At 64.0% G+C, this 14,771-nt stretch carries 14 protein-coding genes; 8 read left to right on the top strand and 6 right to left on the bottom strand.

Features of this window, described 5'->3' with window-relative positions; translation table 11 throughout:
* The first annotated feature begins 177 nt into the window (after positions 1-177).
* Both rpe and NKH41_RS08210 read left to right on the top strand, forming a co-directional pair.
* Positions 178-855 carry a ribulose-phosphate 3-epimerase gene (gene rpe, locus NKH41_RS08205; protein ID WP_352472804.1) on the top strand — a complete coding sequence of 226 codons (678 nt, stop codon included), beginning with the start codon at positions 178-180 and terminating at the stop codon, positions 853-855.
* 40 nt (positions 856-895) lie between these two features.
* Positions 896-2,419: a malonate--CoA ligase gene (locus NKH41_RS08210; protein WP_352771040.1), complete on the top strand. Its 1,524-nt coding sequence runs from the start codon at positions 896-898 to the stop codon at positions 2,417-2,419.
* A 1-nt stretch (position 2,420) separates the two neighbouring features.
* On the opposite strand, the gene nagA is transcribed toward NKH41_RS08210, so the two are convergent.
* The 4 genes from nagA to NKH41_RS08230 are packed head-to-tail and all read right to left on the bottom strand — an operon-like array spanning position 2,421 to position 6,278.
* Complete coding sequence (nagA, locus tag NKH41_RS08215) at positions 2,421-3,593, bottom strand: N-acetylglucosamine-6-phosphate deacetylase (protein ID WP_352771042.1); 1,173 nt, start codon at positions 3,591-3,593, stop codon at positions 2,421-2,423.
* On the bottom strand, positions 3,590-4,621 hold the full coding sequence (locus NKH41_RS08220; protein WP_352771043.1) for an SIS domain-containing protein: 1,032 nt from the start codon (positions 4,619-4,621) through the stop codon (positions 3,590-3,592). The genes nagA and NKH41_RS08220 overlap by 4 nt, the downstream gene beginning before the upstream one ends.
* The gene (locus NKH41_RS08225; RefSeq protein WP_352472800.1) at positions 4,618-5,400 is read right to left on the bottom strand and encodes a GntR family transcriptional regulator; all 783 of its coding nucleotides are present in this window, start codon (positions 5,398-5,400) and stop codon (positions 4,618-4,620) included. Before NKH41_RS08225 ends, NKH41_RS08220 begins: the two co-directional genes overlap by 4 nt.
* A complete protein-coding gene (locus NKH41_RS08230; RefSeq protein WP_352472799.1) occupies positions 5,397-6,278 on the bottom strand; it encodes a glucosamine kinase nucleotide-binding domain-containing protein in 882 nt (293 codons plus the stop codon). The genes NKH41_RS08225 and NKH41_RS08230 overlap by 4 nt, the downstream gene beginning before the upstream one ends.
* Before the next feature lie 199 nt (positions 6,279-6,477).
* Here NKH41_RS08230 and NKH41_RS08235 point away from each other — a divergent pair, with 199 nt between their 5' ends.
* From NKH41_RS08235 to NKH41_RS08260, 6 genes are all read left to right on the top strand, one after another.
* Positions 6,478-7,437 (top strand): N-acetylmuramic acid 6-phosphate etherase, encoded by a 960-nt coding sequence (locus NKH41_RS08235; RefSeq protein ID WP_031212743.1) that lies wholly within the window; start codon positions 6,478-6,480, stop codon positions 7,435-7,437.
* A 2-nt stretch (positions 7,438-7,439) separates the two neighbouring features.
* A complete protein-coding gene (locus NKH41_RS08240) occupies positions 7,440-8,699 on the top strand; it encodes an ABC transporter substrate-binding protein (protein WP_352449606.1) in 1,260 nt (419 codons plus the stop codon).
* A 238-nt stretch (positions 8,700-8,937) separates the two neighbouring features.
* Positions 8,938-9,861, top strand: coding sequence for a carbohydrate ABC transporter permease (locus NKH41_RS08245; protein WP_023718922.1), 924 nt, complete (start codon positions 8,938-8,940; stop codon positions 9,859-9,861).
* Positions 9,862-9,873: 12 nt separating this feature from the next.
* On the top strand, positions 9,874-10,713 hold the full coding sequence (locus NKH41_RS08250; RefSeq protein ID WP_352771045.1) for a carbohydrate ABC transporter permease: 840 nt from the start codon (positions 9,874-9,876) through the stop codon (positions 10,711-10,713).
* Positions 10,710-11,771, top strand: coding sequence for a Gfo/Idh/MocA family protein (locus NKH41_RS08255; RefSeq protein WP_352771047.1), 1,062 nt, complete (start codon positions 10,710-10,712; stop codon positions 11,769-11,771). Before NKH41_RS08250 ends, NKH41_RS08255 begins: the two co-directional genes overlap by 4 nt.
* 15 nt (positions 11,772-11,786) lie before the next feature.
* Positions 11,787-12,785, top strand: a complete 999-nt coding sequence (locus NKH41_RS08260; protein ID WP_352527632.1) for an ABC transporter ATP-binding protein — start codon at positions 11,787-11,789, stop codon at positions 12,783-12,785.
* Positions 12,786-12,999: 214 nt separating this feature from the next.
* Here the strand turns inward: NKH41_RS08260 and NKH41_RS08265 are convergent, their stop codons facing one another.
* Entirely contained in the window at positions 13,000-13,845 is an 846-nt protein-coding gene (locus NKH41_RS08265) for a fumarylacetoacetate hydrolase family protein (protein ID WP_352771049.1), read from the bottom strand.
* A 166-nt stretch (positions 13,846-14,011) separates the two neighbouring features.
* Complete coding sequence (locus NKH41_RS08270; protein ID WP_023677124.1) at positions 14,012-14,743, bottom strand: SDR family oxidoreductase; 732 nt, start codon at positions 14,741-14,743, stop codon at positions 14,012-14,014.
* Positions 14,744-14,771 lie beyond the last annotated feature (28 nt).

The following is a 14,771-nucleotide window of genomic DNA, read 5'->3' on the forward strand; positions in this document are numbered from 1 at the left end:
ACCCCGCCGGAGCGATCCGGCGGGTTTTTCTTTGGCTGGCAGATGAAAGAGCAGCGAAAACCTGAAGCCGTGGCATCAGCGGAAGGACAAACCGGCTTCCACTTTCCGGACTCGACTCATGGTCTAGGCAGGCGATACAGAGGGGCCGTAAACCGAGGCGTTCGGGAAGACCGCGTCATGAGCAAAAAAACCCTGATCGCGCCATCGGTGCTGGCTTCCGATTTCTCGAAGCTCGGCGACGAGGTCGAGGCGGTGGCGGCCGCCGGCGCCGACTGGATCCATCTCGACGTCATGGACGGGCATTTCGTCCCCAACATCACCTTCGGGCCGCCGGTGATCAAGGCGATCCGCAACCGCACCAAGGCTTTCTTCGACTGCCATCTGATGATCGCCCCCGCCGACCCCTATCTGGCCGCCTTCGCTGAGGCCGGGTGCGACGGCATCACGGTGCACGCCGAAGCCGGGCCACATCTCGACCGGTCGCTGCAAACGGTCAAAAACCTTGGCAAGAAGGCCGGCGTGTCACTCAACCCCGCGACACCGGAGACGATGATCGAATACGTGCTCGACCGGCTCGATCTTATCCTGATCATGACGGTCAATCCGGGCTTCGGCGGCCAGGCCTTCATTCCGGCGATCGTAGACAAGGTGAAGCGGGTGAAGGCGCTGATCGGTGACAGGCCGATCCGGATCGAGATCGACGGCGGCATTTCGCCGGAAACTGCGCCCCTGGTCACCGCCGCCGGCGCCAGCGTGCTGGTCGCCGGTGCGGCCATTTTCAAGGGCGGCAGCGTCGCAGCCTATCGGGCAAACATCGAGGCAATCAGGGCAGCGGCGGACAAGGCGGCCGGCTGACCGCCGCCGTTCGGCCGGAGACAGCCGCTCGGGGGGACTTTTGAGCAACCATCTGTTCGATGCTTTCCGTGCCCGGATGCCCACGCCCGGACGCCTTTTGATGGAGGCAGAGGACGGGCGCTCGATCAGCTATGGCGAAATGCTGGCGCGCTCCGCTCAACTGGCACATGTGCTGTCGCAGCTGGGTGTCGAAGCCGGCGACCGCGTCGCCGTTCAGGTCGAGAAGAGCCCGGAGGCCATTTTCCTCTATCTCGCCTGTCTGCGTGCCGGCGCGATCTTCCTGCCGCTCAACACCGCCTATACGCTGACCGAGCTCGACTATTTCTTCAGGGATGCCGAGCCGCGACTGATCGTCTGCGACCCGGCGCGAGTGACCGAGATCGGCGCTTTGGCGCAGACCTCGGGCGCTGCGGTCGCGACACTCGGCAGCAAGGGCGAGGGTTCGTTGACCGATCGGGCCTCTGAGGCGGCCGTGGACTTCCACGACGTGGCGCGCGGACCGGACGACCTTGCTGCGATCCTCTACACATCCGGCACCACCGGCCGTTCGAAAGGCGCCATGCTCAGCCACGAAAACCTCGCCTCCAATGCGCGGGTGCTGGTCGACCTCTGGCGCTTCACTGCCGCAGACGTGCTGATTCACGCGCTGCCGGTTTTCCACACGCATGGCCTTTTCGTCGCCACCAATGTCGTCCTGATGGCCGGCGCCTCGATGCTGTTCGAAACCAAATTCGACCCGGCCCGCATCGTCTCGCTGCTGCCGCGGGCCACCGTGCTGATGGGCGTGCCGACCTTCTACGTCCGCCTGCTGCAGCAGGACGGTTTGAACCGGCAAGCGGCGAAAAACATCCGCCTGTTCATTTCCGGCTCGGCGCCGCTTTTGGCCGAGACGCACAGAGCCTGGCGAGAGCGCACCGGCCACGCCATCCTCGAGCGCTACGGCATGACCGAGACCAACATGAACACGTCGAATCCTTATGATGGCGAGCGGCGTGCCGGCACGGTCGGGTTTCCCCTGACCGGCGTTTCCCTGCGCATCACCGACCCCGAGAGCGGCGAAACACTTGCCAAGGGCGATGTCGGCATGATCGAGGTGAGGGGTCCCAATGTCTTTTGCGGCTACTGGCGCATGCCGGAAAAGACCAAAGCGGAGTTCCGTGACGACGGTTTCTTCATCACCGGCGATCTCGGACTGATCGATGCTGACGGCTATGTCCACATCGTCGGCCGCGGCAAGGACCTGATCATTTCCGGCGGCTACAATATCTATCCAAAGGAAGTCGAGAGCGAGATCGACGCACTGCCTGGCGTCGCCGAAAGCGCTGTCATCGGCGTTGCCCATCCGGATTTCGGCGAAGGCGTCACCGCTGTCGTGGTGAGGGCGCTGGGCTCGACCATCAGCGCCGCAGGGATCGTTGAGGCCATCGCCGGGCGCCTCGCTAGGTACAAGCATCCGAAACGGGTGATCTTCGTCGACGAACTGCCGCGCAACACGATGGGCAAGGTGCAGAAGAACCTGCTGCGCGAAGCCTACAAGGACCTCTATACGTCCAAAGCCGGCTAATCTAACGAGCAGGGCTGCCTGCAAAAACCCTGGCACCATCGATCCAGACGCTTTTAATGTCCAGATCGTCCGACAGCGAAACGATGTTGGCCGCGGTACCGTTGGCGAAGCGCCCGAGCCGGTGCGACTGGCCGATCGCCTGCGCCGGATAGAGCGAGGCCATGCGCAAGGTTTCGTCGAGGTCGAGGCCGACGACGCGGTGCATGAAGCGCACCGCGGAAATCATGTCGAGATCCGCGCCCGCCAGCGTGCCGTCGGCAAGTGTCAGCCTGCCATCCTTGCGGTGGATGGTGCGGCCGTTCAGCGTGAACGAGGTCATGTCGGTGCCGATCGTCGCCATGGCATCGGTAACGAGCAGGATCTTGCCCGGCCCCTGCTTGGCGCGCAAGGCGATGGCCATGGTGGCCGGATCGACATGGATACCGTCGGCGATGATGCCGGCATAGAATGTGCCTGTATCGATTGCGGCGCCCGCCAGCCCCGGCTCGCGATTGCCGATCTGGCTCATCGCATTGAACAGATGGGTGACCACCGTTGCGCCGGCCTCGGCAAAGGCGCGAGCCGTGGCATAGCCGGTATCGGAATGGCCGATGCTGACGACAATGCCGGCCTTGCTAAGCGCCGACACCTGGCTGGGCTCGACGGATTCGGGCGCCACCGTCGTCAGCAGCACGGGCAGGTTTTTCCGTGCGGCGATCAGCATCGTCTGGTCGGAGTCTAGCATCGGCCGGATCAAACCCGGGTCATGTGCGCCCTTGCGGGCGATCGACAGATGCGGCCCTTCGAGGTGCAGGCCCAGGAACCCCGGCACCTTCCTCCGTGCCGCTTCGGCTCCGGCCGCAACCGCCGCGGCGGTGATCTCGGACGTGTCGGTGATCAGCGTCGGCAACAGCGCCGCCGTGCCGAAGGGTGCGTGCGCCCGGCAGATGGTCTCGATCGAGGCGACGTCCGGATGGTCGTTGAGCATGACGCCGCCGCCGCCATTGACCTGCAGATCGACGAAGCCAGGCGCCAGCATGCCGCCGCCGGTCTCGATACGCGCAACATCGGATGGAATGGCACCGGCGGCAACAATGGCCTCGACGAGGCCGTCGCGCACGACAAGCGCCGCATTGTCGTGCCAGTCGTCGCCATCGAAAATCCGGGCGCCAGTAAGGGCAAAACGGTCGCTCATAGGGTTTCCGTTACCTTGCGCAGATTGGGCGGCGTGTCGGGGTCGAGGCCGCGATGGCGGGCAAAAGCCTCGACGAAACCATAGAACGACACGATCAGCGTCAGCGGGTCGGTCAGCGGATGACCGGTTGCGACATGCGGCAGGCGCTGAGCGCTCTTTGCCTTGTTCGACGTCACAAAGACGGCAGCGCCCTTGCCGGCCAGGCTGTCGGCGGCATCGGCCACCGATGGCTCGGACGCATCGCGAGCAGCCAGCGCCAGCACCGGGAAACCGGGACCGACCAGCGCCAGCGGGCCGTGCATGACCTCGGCGGCACTATAGGCTTCCGCATGCATGGCGCAGGTTTCCTTGAATTTCAGCGCCGCCTCGTTGGCGATCGCCGCCGACGGGCCGCGACCGAGAATGAACAGCGACTTTTGCGTCTCCAGCGCCCCGGCCAGCGCCATCCAGTCGCAGGCGATCGCCTTGCGAAAATGCTCCGGCAAGCGCGCGAGCGCCACCAGGAGTTTCTCGTCGCCGGTGCAATGCGCCATCAAGGCGAGTCCGGCGACGGCTGAATTGACGAAGGTCTTCGTCGCCGCGACGCTGCGCTCCGGTCCGGCCAGGATGTCGATCGCGTAGTCCGAAGCCCGCGCCAGCGGCGAATCGGCGGTGTTGGTGATGGCGACGGTCAGCGAACCGCCGGTCCTCGCCGCTTGCGCCATTGCAACGATGTCCGGGCTCTTGCCGGACTGCGAGATCGCCAGGCAGGCCGAGCCGCCCAGCTTCAGCTTGGCGCCATAGATCGAGGCGATCGACGGGCCGACCGATGCAACCGCCAGCCCGGCGGTCAACTCCACGGCATATTTCATGAAGGTCGCGGCATGGTCGGACGAGCCGCGCGCCACGGTGACGACGAAATTCGGGTCGCGCTCGCGAATGCCGCGTCCAGCTTCCGTCAGCACCGCGGCCGAGCCATCGAGCAGACGGGCGGTGGCCTCCGGGATCTCCTCGATCTCGCGCCGCATATGGGTCGTTCTCGCGGTCATGGCCGGCCCTCTTCGCCCGGCCCGCTCAGCCGGAGTTCGGCGACAAAATCATAGGCGTCGCCCCTGTAGATGGAGCGGGTAAACTCGATCACCTTGCCGCTCGCCAGATAGGAGATACGCTCGATGTGCAGGCCGGCAATGCCCGGCGGTACTTCCAGCAGCTGTGCGTCGCTATCGCCGAGATTGGTGGCGGAAATGCGCTGCACCGCCCGCACCGGCCTGTTGCCGGTCTTTTCCAACGCGGCGTAGAGCGACGAACCAATCGCCGCCGGATCGGGCAGCACGCTTGTCGATAGCGAGGCGCGCTCGATCGCCAGCGGCGTGTCGTTGGCGATACGAAGGCGCGCCACGCGCGCCACCAATTCGTTCGACGCCAGGCCGAGCACCATCATCTCGTCGGGCGACGGCGGATAGAGGCCGCGGTCGAGCCAAGCCGAACGCACCGCCATGCCGCGCCGTGCCATGTCCTCGGTAAACGAGGTCAGCATCGACAGCGACTGCTCGACGCGCTCCATACGTGGCGCAACGAAGGTACCGGAACCATGGCGCTGGACGAGGATGCCGCCCTTGACCAGGTCCTGCACCGCCTTGCGCACGGTGACGCGCGAAATGTCGGCCTTGCTAGCGATGTCGCGCTCGGAAGGCAGCGCATCGCCAGGTCCGATCAGCCCGCGTTTGACCGCATCCTCGATACTCTTCCTGAGCTGCAGATAGAGCGGCGCGCCACTCTGCGACGATTGTTTCAGCGCCGCGAATATCTGGTCGGCGGCCTCACTCATCGAGCTGCCTCCGCCGTGTTTGCGAAAATCCGAGCCGCCATCTGAACCGCGCCGCCCAGCGCGTCGTCGAGCGGCGGTTTCAGCAGCGCCCGGTAGCGGGCCGACAGGCGCGGCGCGTAAAGCGGCGCCAACCCGCCGAGCAGGCAGAGCGGATCGCCGCCGCCCAGGTCGAGCACGCCAAGCGCTGCTTCGACATCGGCGACCGCCTTGTCGAGGATCCAGATAGCGACGACGTCGCCTTTTTCGGCATGTTCGAACACCTTGGGCGCGAAGCCGCCGAAATCGCCGGGCTTGGCGTTGGTGGTGAATTCGACCAGATCCTCGGGATTGTTACGGAAGATGGCGAGCATGGTCTCCGTCAGCGGCGATCCCTGGCGGATGCCGTCATAGGCGAGCAGCGTCTGCTCGAGCAGGTCGCGGCCGATACGGGCGCCGCTGCCCTGGTCGCCGACCTGGAACCCCCAGCCGCCGATGGCGCGCGACTTGCCTTGTTTGCGTGCCATATAGGCGGTGCCCGTGCCGAGTATGGCCATGGCGCCGTCGCCGGAGCCAACCGCGCCTTCCAGCGCGATCTCGGCGTCGGTCTCGACACGGCTGATGCGAAACGGCAGGATCGCTTCGAGCTGCTGCCGGTAGGTGCCGACATTGGCGCCGGCAAGACCGAGAACGGCCGGAGTTTGCGGGATCAGTGCGGGATCCTTGCCCGCGGCGACAAAGGCCTGCTGCGCTGCGTCGACGATGTTCGTCCTGGCGCCGGTGAGATCGGTTCGGATGTTGGCGGCACCGCTTTTGGCGCGGCCGAGGACGATGCCGTCGGCCGTTGCAAGGGCCGCCCTGCAGCTGGTGCCGCCGCCATCGATGCCGAGCACGAATTTCACGCGATTTCTCCTCCGGGCGGATAATACCAATAAAATACCAATAGCCAAGGATTAATTTCCGTTTCAAAAAAGTTAAGGCGTAGTTTGTTGGAAAATCAACCGATTTCGTTCGCATGCCTGCACTGCCGCAAGGATTTCATTAATGCGTGTGGACAAGTGGTATTTTTTTGGTATGGTTTTCTCGATTGGAGGAAAGCGGATGGCCGAAACGCGCACCGAAGCGCTTCACCAGAATGCCGAGGGACTGGATATCCAGGCCCCGGAAGCCGTCCTTTCCTCTTTGGCCAACGCACAGATCGAGGCCGCCAAGGCCGTGCACGGCGCCATTCCTGCCATTGCTGCGGCAGCCGAAATCATCGCAAGCAGACTGAAAAGCGGCGGCAAGCTCGCCTATGCGGCTGCCGGCAGTTCGGGCCTGATGGCACTGGCCGATGCGCTTGAGCTGCCGGGCACTTTCGGCATCCAACGCGACCGCATCGCCATCCTGATCGCCGGCGGCGACGAGGCCTTCAAGACACTGGCCGGCGGGCCGGAGGACGACACCGAGGAAGCTTCGGCAGCAGTTGCCGCCGCCCGCATCGGCAAGGGCGACTGCCTGATCGCCGTCTCGGCCAGCGGCTCGACACCTTATGCAGTCAGGGCGATCGAGGACGCCAGGCGCCGCGGTGCGGCGACCATTGCCATCGCCAACAACAGGGATGCGCCGCTGTTGCGGCTGGCCGACATCGCCATCCTGCTCGAAACGCCGCCGGAGCTGATTGCCGGCTCAACGCGCATGGGCGCAGGCACCGCCCAGAAGATCGCGCTCAACATGCTGTCGACGCTCGCCGCCATCCATCTCGGCCATGTCCATGACGGCTACATGGTCAACCTCATGGCCGACAACATCAAGCTGCGCGACCGCGCCGCACGCATCGTCGCCGCCGTCAGCGGGCGCGACAAGGACGAGGCGGCGCGCCTGCTCGAAAGGAGCGGCGGCGTCGTCAAGACCGCTATTCTGCTCGCCGCCGGCGCCGCCAGCGCCGATGCAGCCGAGAAGATATTGGAAGGGACTGGCCACAAGCTGCGGCCGGCCCTTTCCGCGATCGAGGGGAGCAAGGGGCGCAATGCCTCTGTTCTCATCAAAACCGAACCTGAAAAAGGTCAACAGGGAGACTGAGCATGACAACGAAGCTACTGACGGCACTTCTTCTCGGCACCAGCATTCTCGGCTCCGCCGGGGTGGCTTATGCCGACGACGTAACGCTCAACATCGAAAGCTGGCGCGGCGACGACCTTGCCATCTGGAAGGACAAGCTGATCCCGGCCTTCGAAGCCAAGAACCCGGGCATCAAGGTGGTGTTCGCGCCGTCGGCGCCAACCGAATATGACGCCGCCCTCGGCGCCAAGCTCGCCGCCGGCTCGGCCGGCGACCTGATCACCTGCCGCCCGTTCGACAAGTCGCTGGAACTCTTCAAGAAGGGCAACCTCGCCGACATCTCGACCCTGCCCGGCATGGAGAACTTCTCCGACGTCGCCAAGGCCGCCTGGCAGACCGACGACGGCAAGTCGAGTTTCTGCGTGCCGATGGCCTCCGTCATCCATGGCTTCATCTACAACAAGGACGCCTTCGACAAGCTCGGCATCAAGGTGCCGGAGACGCGCGACGAATTCTTCGCCGCGCTCGACAAGATCAAGGCCGACGGCACTTACATCCCGATGGCGATGGGCACCAAGGACCTCTGGGAAGCGGCGACCATGGGCTACCAGAACATCGGCCCCAACTACTGGAAGGGCGAGGAAGGCCGCCTGGCGCTGATCAAGGGCGAGCAGAAGCTGACCGATCCGCAGTGGGTCGAGCCCTTCAAGGAACTGGCCAAGTGGAAGGACTACCTCGGCGACGGCTTCGAGGCGCAGACCTATCCGGACAGCCAGAACCTGTTCACGCTCGGCCGCGCCGCCATCTACCCGGCCGGCTCGTGGGAGATCGGCCTGTTCAACACGCAGGCGCAGTTCAAGATGGGCGCCTTCCCGCCGCCGGTGCAGAAGGCCGGCGACACCTGCTACATCTCCGACCACACCGACATCGGCATGGGCCTCAATGCGGCCTCGAAGAACGCGGATGCGGCCAAGACCTTCCTGTCCTGGGTGGCCTCGCCGGATTTCGCCACCATCTACGCCAACGCGCTGCCGGGCTTCTTCAGCCTGAACAACACCCCGGTGAAGATGGAAGACCCGCTGGCCCAGGAATTCGTCTCCTGGCGCGGCAAGTGCAAGTCGACGATCCGCTCGACCTACCAGATCCTGTCGCGCGGCACGCCGAACCTCGAAAACGAGACGTGGGTTGAATCGGCCAACGTCATCAACGGCACCGACACGCCGGAAGCTGCCGCCAAGAAGCTGCAGGACGGCCTCGACAGCTGGTACAAGCCGGCGAAGTAAAGCGCGGCGAAGCGTTGTCTCCCCCCTCGAGGGGGAGATGTCGCCGAAGGCGACAGAGGGGGTCGGTCGAGGCAGGCTGCGGCTTGATCGCTGCTGGAAAGCACGGTCGAACGACGATGGCGCGCTGCCTCTGCCGACCCCACCCGCCTCGCTTTGCGAGGCACCCTCCCCTCGAGGGGGGGGAGGCGCCGCGCCCTTTGGCGGCAATAGCAAGACCTGATCGGCGGGGACCGAACGCATGGCCGCAGCACCGAAAAGACCGTTCCGTTGGCATATCGGCGTTTTCCTGGCGCCGGCGCTGCTGGTCTATACGGCGATCATGATCCTGCCGCTGGCCGGCACGCTGCAGCTATCGCTGTTCCGCAACATCAACCAGTCGCAGGTCTTCGTCGGACTGGAAAATTTCCGCATGCTGTTCGGTGATCCCAACTGGTCGGTCAATTTCTGGAACGCGCTCAGGAACAATGTCTGGTTCTTCATCATCCACATGCTGGTGCAGAACCCGATCGGCGTCCTTTTGGCCGCACTTCTGTCCAGCCCCAGGCTACGGTTTTCCGCCTTCTACCGCACGGCGATCTTCGTGCCGACGATCCTGTCTTTCGTCATCGTCGGCTTCGCCTGGAAGCTGATCCTGTCGCCGCTATGGGGCGTGGCGCCGCATATGATGGACCTTGTCGGCCTGAAAAGCCTGTTCACGCCCTGGCTCGGCAAGGCGCAATATGCGCTGACCGCGCTCAGCCTGATCTCGGTGTGGCAGTTCGTCGGCATCCCGATGATGCTGATCTATGCGGCACTGCTGTCCATTCCCGAAGAGGTGATCGAAGCGGCCGAATGCGACGGCATCACTGGGATGGCGCAGTTCTGGAAGATCAAGCTGCCGCTCATCCTGCCGTCGATCGGCATCATCTCGATCCTGACCTTCGTCGGCAACTTCAACGCTTTCGACCTGATCTACACCGCGCAAGGCGCGCTGGCCGGGCCGAATTATTCAACGGATATTCTCGGCACCTTCCTCTACCGCGCCTTCTTCGGTTTCCAGCTGCAGGTCGGCGATCCCAACATGGGCGCGGCGATCGCCACGATGATGTTCCTGATCATCCTCGGCGGCGTCTGCGTCTATCTGTTCCTCGTACAGACGCGCTTGCGTCGCTACCAGTTTTAGGGGAGCGCGACCATGAGCACCGCAACCCGTTCGCTGCCCCGCACCATTGGCGCGCATGCGATCCTTCTGACCTACACGGCGATCGCGCTGTTTCCGGTGATCCTCGTGATCATGAATTCGTTCAAATCGCGCGCAGGGATTTTCGGCGCGCCGCTGACGCCGCCGACGCCAGGGACCTTCGACCTGATCGGCTACACCACGGTGATCGGCCAGGGCGACTTCATCCACTATTTCCAGAACAGCCTTGTCGTCACCGTCGCCTCGCTGTTCTTCGTGCTTTTGTTCGGCGCCATGGCTGCCTTCGCGCTGTCGGAATACCGCTTCCGCGGCAATTCGCTGATGGGGCTCTATCTGGCGCTCGGCATCATGATCCCGATCCGCCTCGGCACCGTCGCCATCCTGCAGCTGATGGTGGCGAGCGGGCTGGTCAACACGCTGACGGCGCTGATCCTGGTCTACACGGCGCAGGGCCTGCCGCTTGCCGTCTTCATCCTGTCGGAATTCATGAAGCAGGTCTCCGACGACCTGAAGAACGCCGGCCGCATCGACGGGCTATCGGAATACACCATCTTCTTCCGCCTGGTGTTGCCGCTGGTCAGGCCATCTATGGCAACGGTCGCCGTCTTCACCATGATCCCGATCTGGAACGATCTGTGGTTCCCGCTGATCCTGGCGCCGTCAGAGGACACCAAGACGGTGACGCTCGGCGCGCAACTGTTCCTCGGCCAGTTCGTCACCAACTGGAATGCCATCCTGGCGGCACTGTCGCTGGCGATCATGCCGGTGCTGATCCTCTACGTCATCTTCTCGCGGCAGCTGATCCGCGGCATCACTTCGGGAGCGGTCAAGTGAATTCGCAAAAACCCCTTCGCGTTGTCGTCGCCGGGCTCGGCAATATGGGGCGCAGCCATGCGCTGGCCTATCACACCAATCCGGGATTCCAGATCGCCGCGCTGGTCAACCGCTCCGATGTGCCGCTGCCGGAAGGGCTTTCGACCTACGCCATCCGGCGTTCCTTCGACGAGGCGCTACGCGACGAAAAGCCCGATGTCGCCTGCATCGCTACCTATTCCGACAGCCATGCCGACTATGCGGTCAGTGCATTCGAGGCCGGCTGCCATGTCTTCGTCGAAAAGCCGCTGGCAACGACGGTCGCCGATGCAAAGCGCGTGGTCGCGGCAGCCAAGGCCAACGGCAAAAAACTGGTGATCGGCTACATCCTGCGCCATCACCCGTCCTGGATCCGGCTGATCGCCGAGGCGCGCAAGCTCGGCGGCCCTTACGTGTTCCGCATGAACCTCAACCAGCAATCCTCCGGCCATAGCTGGGAGACGCACAAGCAGCTGATGCAGACGACATCGCCGATCGTCGATTGCGGCGTGCATTATCTCGACGTGATGCTGCAGATCACCGACGCCAGGCCAGTCGAGGTGCGCGGCATGGGGCTGAGGCTGAGCGACGAGATCGCGCCGTCAATGTACAATTACGGTCATCTGCAGGTGCTATTCGACGACGGTTCGGTCGGCTGGTACGAGGCCGGCTGGGGGCCGATGATTTCGGAGACGGCTTTCTTCGTCAAGGACGTGATCTCGCCCAATGGCTGCGTGTCGATCGTCATGAAGGAGGGTGTCAGGTCCGACGACATCGACACCCACACCAAGACCTCGACCATCCGCCTGCACAGCGCGGCGACCGGCGCCGACGGCAAGTTCGCGAAACCGGACGAAATGCTGTCGATGCAAGGCGAGCCCGGCCATCAGGACCTCTGCGACCTGGAACAGGCGTTTGTGCTGAAGGCGATCCGCGAGGATCTGGACTTGACCCGCCACATGGACGACGCGGTGAAGTCGCTCGCCGTCTGCCTTGCCGCAGACGAGAGCGTGCGCAGCGGCCTCGCCGTGAAACTCTAGAACAGGGACGAAGCCGTGGGCTCGCTGAACATCGAGAACGTGAAAAAAGCCTTCGGGCCGGTCGAGGTGCTGAAGGGCATCAACCTCGAGGTGACGGATGGCGAGTTCGTCGTCTTCGTCGGTCCATCCGGTTGCGGGAAGTCGACGCTGCTCAGGGTCATTGCCGGGCTGGAGGACTCGACCTCGGGCCGCGTGGTGATCGACGGGGCGGACGTCTCCGCCACGCCGCCGGCCAAGCGCGGTATCGCCATGGTGTTCCAGACCTATGCGCTCTATCCGCATCTGACTGTGAAGAACAATATGGGCCTCGGCCTCAAGCAGGCGGGCACGCCGGCGGCCGAGATCGACCGCCGCATCGGCATCGCTTCCTCGATGCTGTCGCTGGAGCCCTACCTCTCGAGGCGGCCGGCCGAGTTGTCCGGCGGCCAGCGCCAGCGCGTCGCCATCGGCCGCGCCGTGGTGCGTGAGCCCAAGCTTTTTCTGTTCGACGAGCCGCTGTCGAACCTCGACGCCGCACTGCGCGTCAACACCAGGCTGGAGATCGCGCAATTGCATCGCCGGCTGAAGGCCACGATGATCTATGTCACCCACGACCAGGTCGAGGCGATGACACTGGCCGACAAGATCGTCGTGCTGAACGCGGGAAAGATCGAGCAGATCGGCGGACCGATGGAGCTTTACAATTCGCCGGCAAATGAATTCGTCGCCGGCTTCATCGGCTCACCGAAGATGAACTTCGTCGACGGGGCCAGGCTTGGCGAGACGGCCAAGACCATCGGTGTCCGTCCCGAGCACCTGACCGTCGATCCGAAATCCGGTGCCTGGAAAGGCACGGTTGTCCATGCCGAGCACCTTGGCGCCGACACCAACCTCTATCTCGACTGCGAGAAGGCCGGCTTGATCACAGTGCGCATCTTCGGCGTCTATAACGCTGAACCGGGTGCCACGCTCTATGCGACGCCGGATCCGGCAAAGACATACCGGTTTGGAGCCGATGGGAAGGTGCTGAAGTAGCGCAGGCGCCGACTCCCCTTCTCCCCTTGTGGGAGAAGGTGGCCGAGCGAAGCTCGGTCGGATGAGGGGTGTTGGACGGATCGCTACGCTGAAGGCGTAAGTGCCTAAAATCCCCTGATGTTTTCACGCCTCGTTTTCTTGCAGCACCCCTCATCCGTCTCGGCGCTGCGCGCCGATCCACCTTCTCCCCCAAGGGGAGAAGGCAAAGCGCCGCCTACAAATCCGCCTTGAACGTCTGCTTCTGGATGCCCAGCCCTTCGATACCGAGCTCGACCACGTCGCCGGGCTTCAGGAAGACCGGCGGCTTCATGCCGAGGCCGACGCCGGGCGGCGTGCCGGTAGAGATGATGTCGCCCGGGTGCAGCGACATGAACTGGCTGAGATAGGAGACGAGATAAGCGACGCCAAAGACCATGGTCTTGGTCGAGCCGTTCTGCATGGTCTTGCCGTTGACCGTCAGCCACATCGGGATGTTCTGCGGGTCCTTGATCTCGTCCCTGGTCACCAGCCACGGGCCGATCGGCCCGAACGTGTCGCAGGACTTGCCCTTGGTCCACTGGCCCTGGCGCTCGGCCTGGAAGGCGCGCTCGGAGACGTCGTGCGCGACGCAATAGCCGGCGACATAATCAAGCGCCTCGGCCTCGGTGACATACTTTGCAGTCTTGCCGATCACCACGCCGAGCTCGACCTCCCAGTCGGTCTTCACCGAACCGCGCGGGATCAGCACGTCGTCGTTCGGCCCGACAATAGCCGAGCTTGCCTTCATGAAGATGATCGGCTCCGGCGGCACGGTGGCGCCGGTTTCGGCAGCATGGTCGGAATAGTTGAGACCGATGCAGATGAATTTGCCGGTGCCGGCGACGCAGGCGCCGATGCGTGGCTTGCCGGAAACCGCCGGTAGCGTCTTCGGGTCGAGCTTCGACAATGTCTCGAGCGATGCCGGGTCGAGCGCCTTGCCGGCAATGTCGGTGACATGGGCGGAGAGGTCGCGGATCGTTCCATCCGCATCGAGCAGGCCGGGGCGTTCGCTCCCCGCCTCGCCATAGCGCAGCAGTTTCATGCAGTTTTCTCCCAGTTGCGACCAGAGGCCGTTTGCAAACTCGCTCCGCTGCGGCGAATGGCGTGGGTTTCGAGAACCGGAGCGGAGCGTACTTAAAGTACGTGAGCACCGGAAGCGCAGAAAGCCGCGTCAGGCGCCCGGCGGAGTAGGGTTTTCAAATGGCCTCTTAGATCGACCAGCCACCGTCGATATTATAAGCCTGCCCCGACGTATAGGTGGCGCCGGCCAGATAGACGGCGAGGTCGGCGATTTCTTCGGGCGTGCCGAGGCGGCCCATCGGCTGGCGCGCGATGAAGGCGGCGCGAGCTGCTTCGTAGTCGCCCTGCGCATGCATGCGGTCCTGCAGCGACGGGCTTTCGACCGTGCCCGGACAGATCGCATTGCAGCGTATGCCCTTGCCGACATAGTCGGCGGCGACCGACTTGGTCAGGCCGATGACGGCTGCCTTGGTTAGGCCATAGACGAAGCGGTTCGGCACGCCCTTGGTCGAACTGGCCAGCGATGCCATGTTGATGATCGAGCCGTCGCCGCGCTCCAGCATGCCGGGCAGCACGGCGCGGATGGTGCGGATCATCGAGCGGACATTGAGATCATAGGCAAAGTCGAGATCGCCGTCCTTCATCTCGAGGATCGAGCCGGAATGGACGAAGCCGGCGCAATTGAACAGCACGTCCACGGCGCCGATCTCGGCAAAAGCGGCGTTCACCGCCTCGTCGTTCAGCACGTCGAGCTTGCGGGTCTTGATACCGGGCGTCTTGCCGAGGTCGGCGAGCACCACCTCGTTGATGTCGGTGGCATGGACGACGGCGCCGACCTTGGCGAACGCCAGCGCGCTCGCCCGGCCGATGCCTTGCGCCGCCGCCGTGACGACAACGATTTTGCCTGTCAGATCCGCCATGCTTTTCTCCTCGCCCGTCTGTGGTCGT

Origin of the sequence: Mesorhizobium sp. M1169 (assembly GCF_040318345.1) — a bacterium.
Classification (GTDB): domain Bacteria; phylum Pseudomonadota; class Alphaproteobacteria; order Rhizobiales; family Rhizobiaceae; genus Mesorhizobium.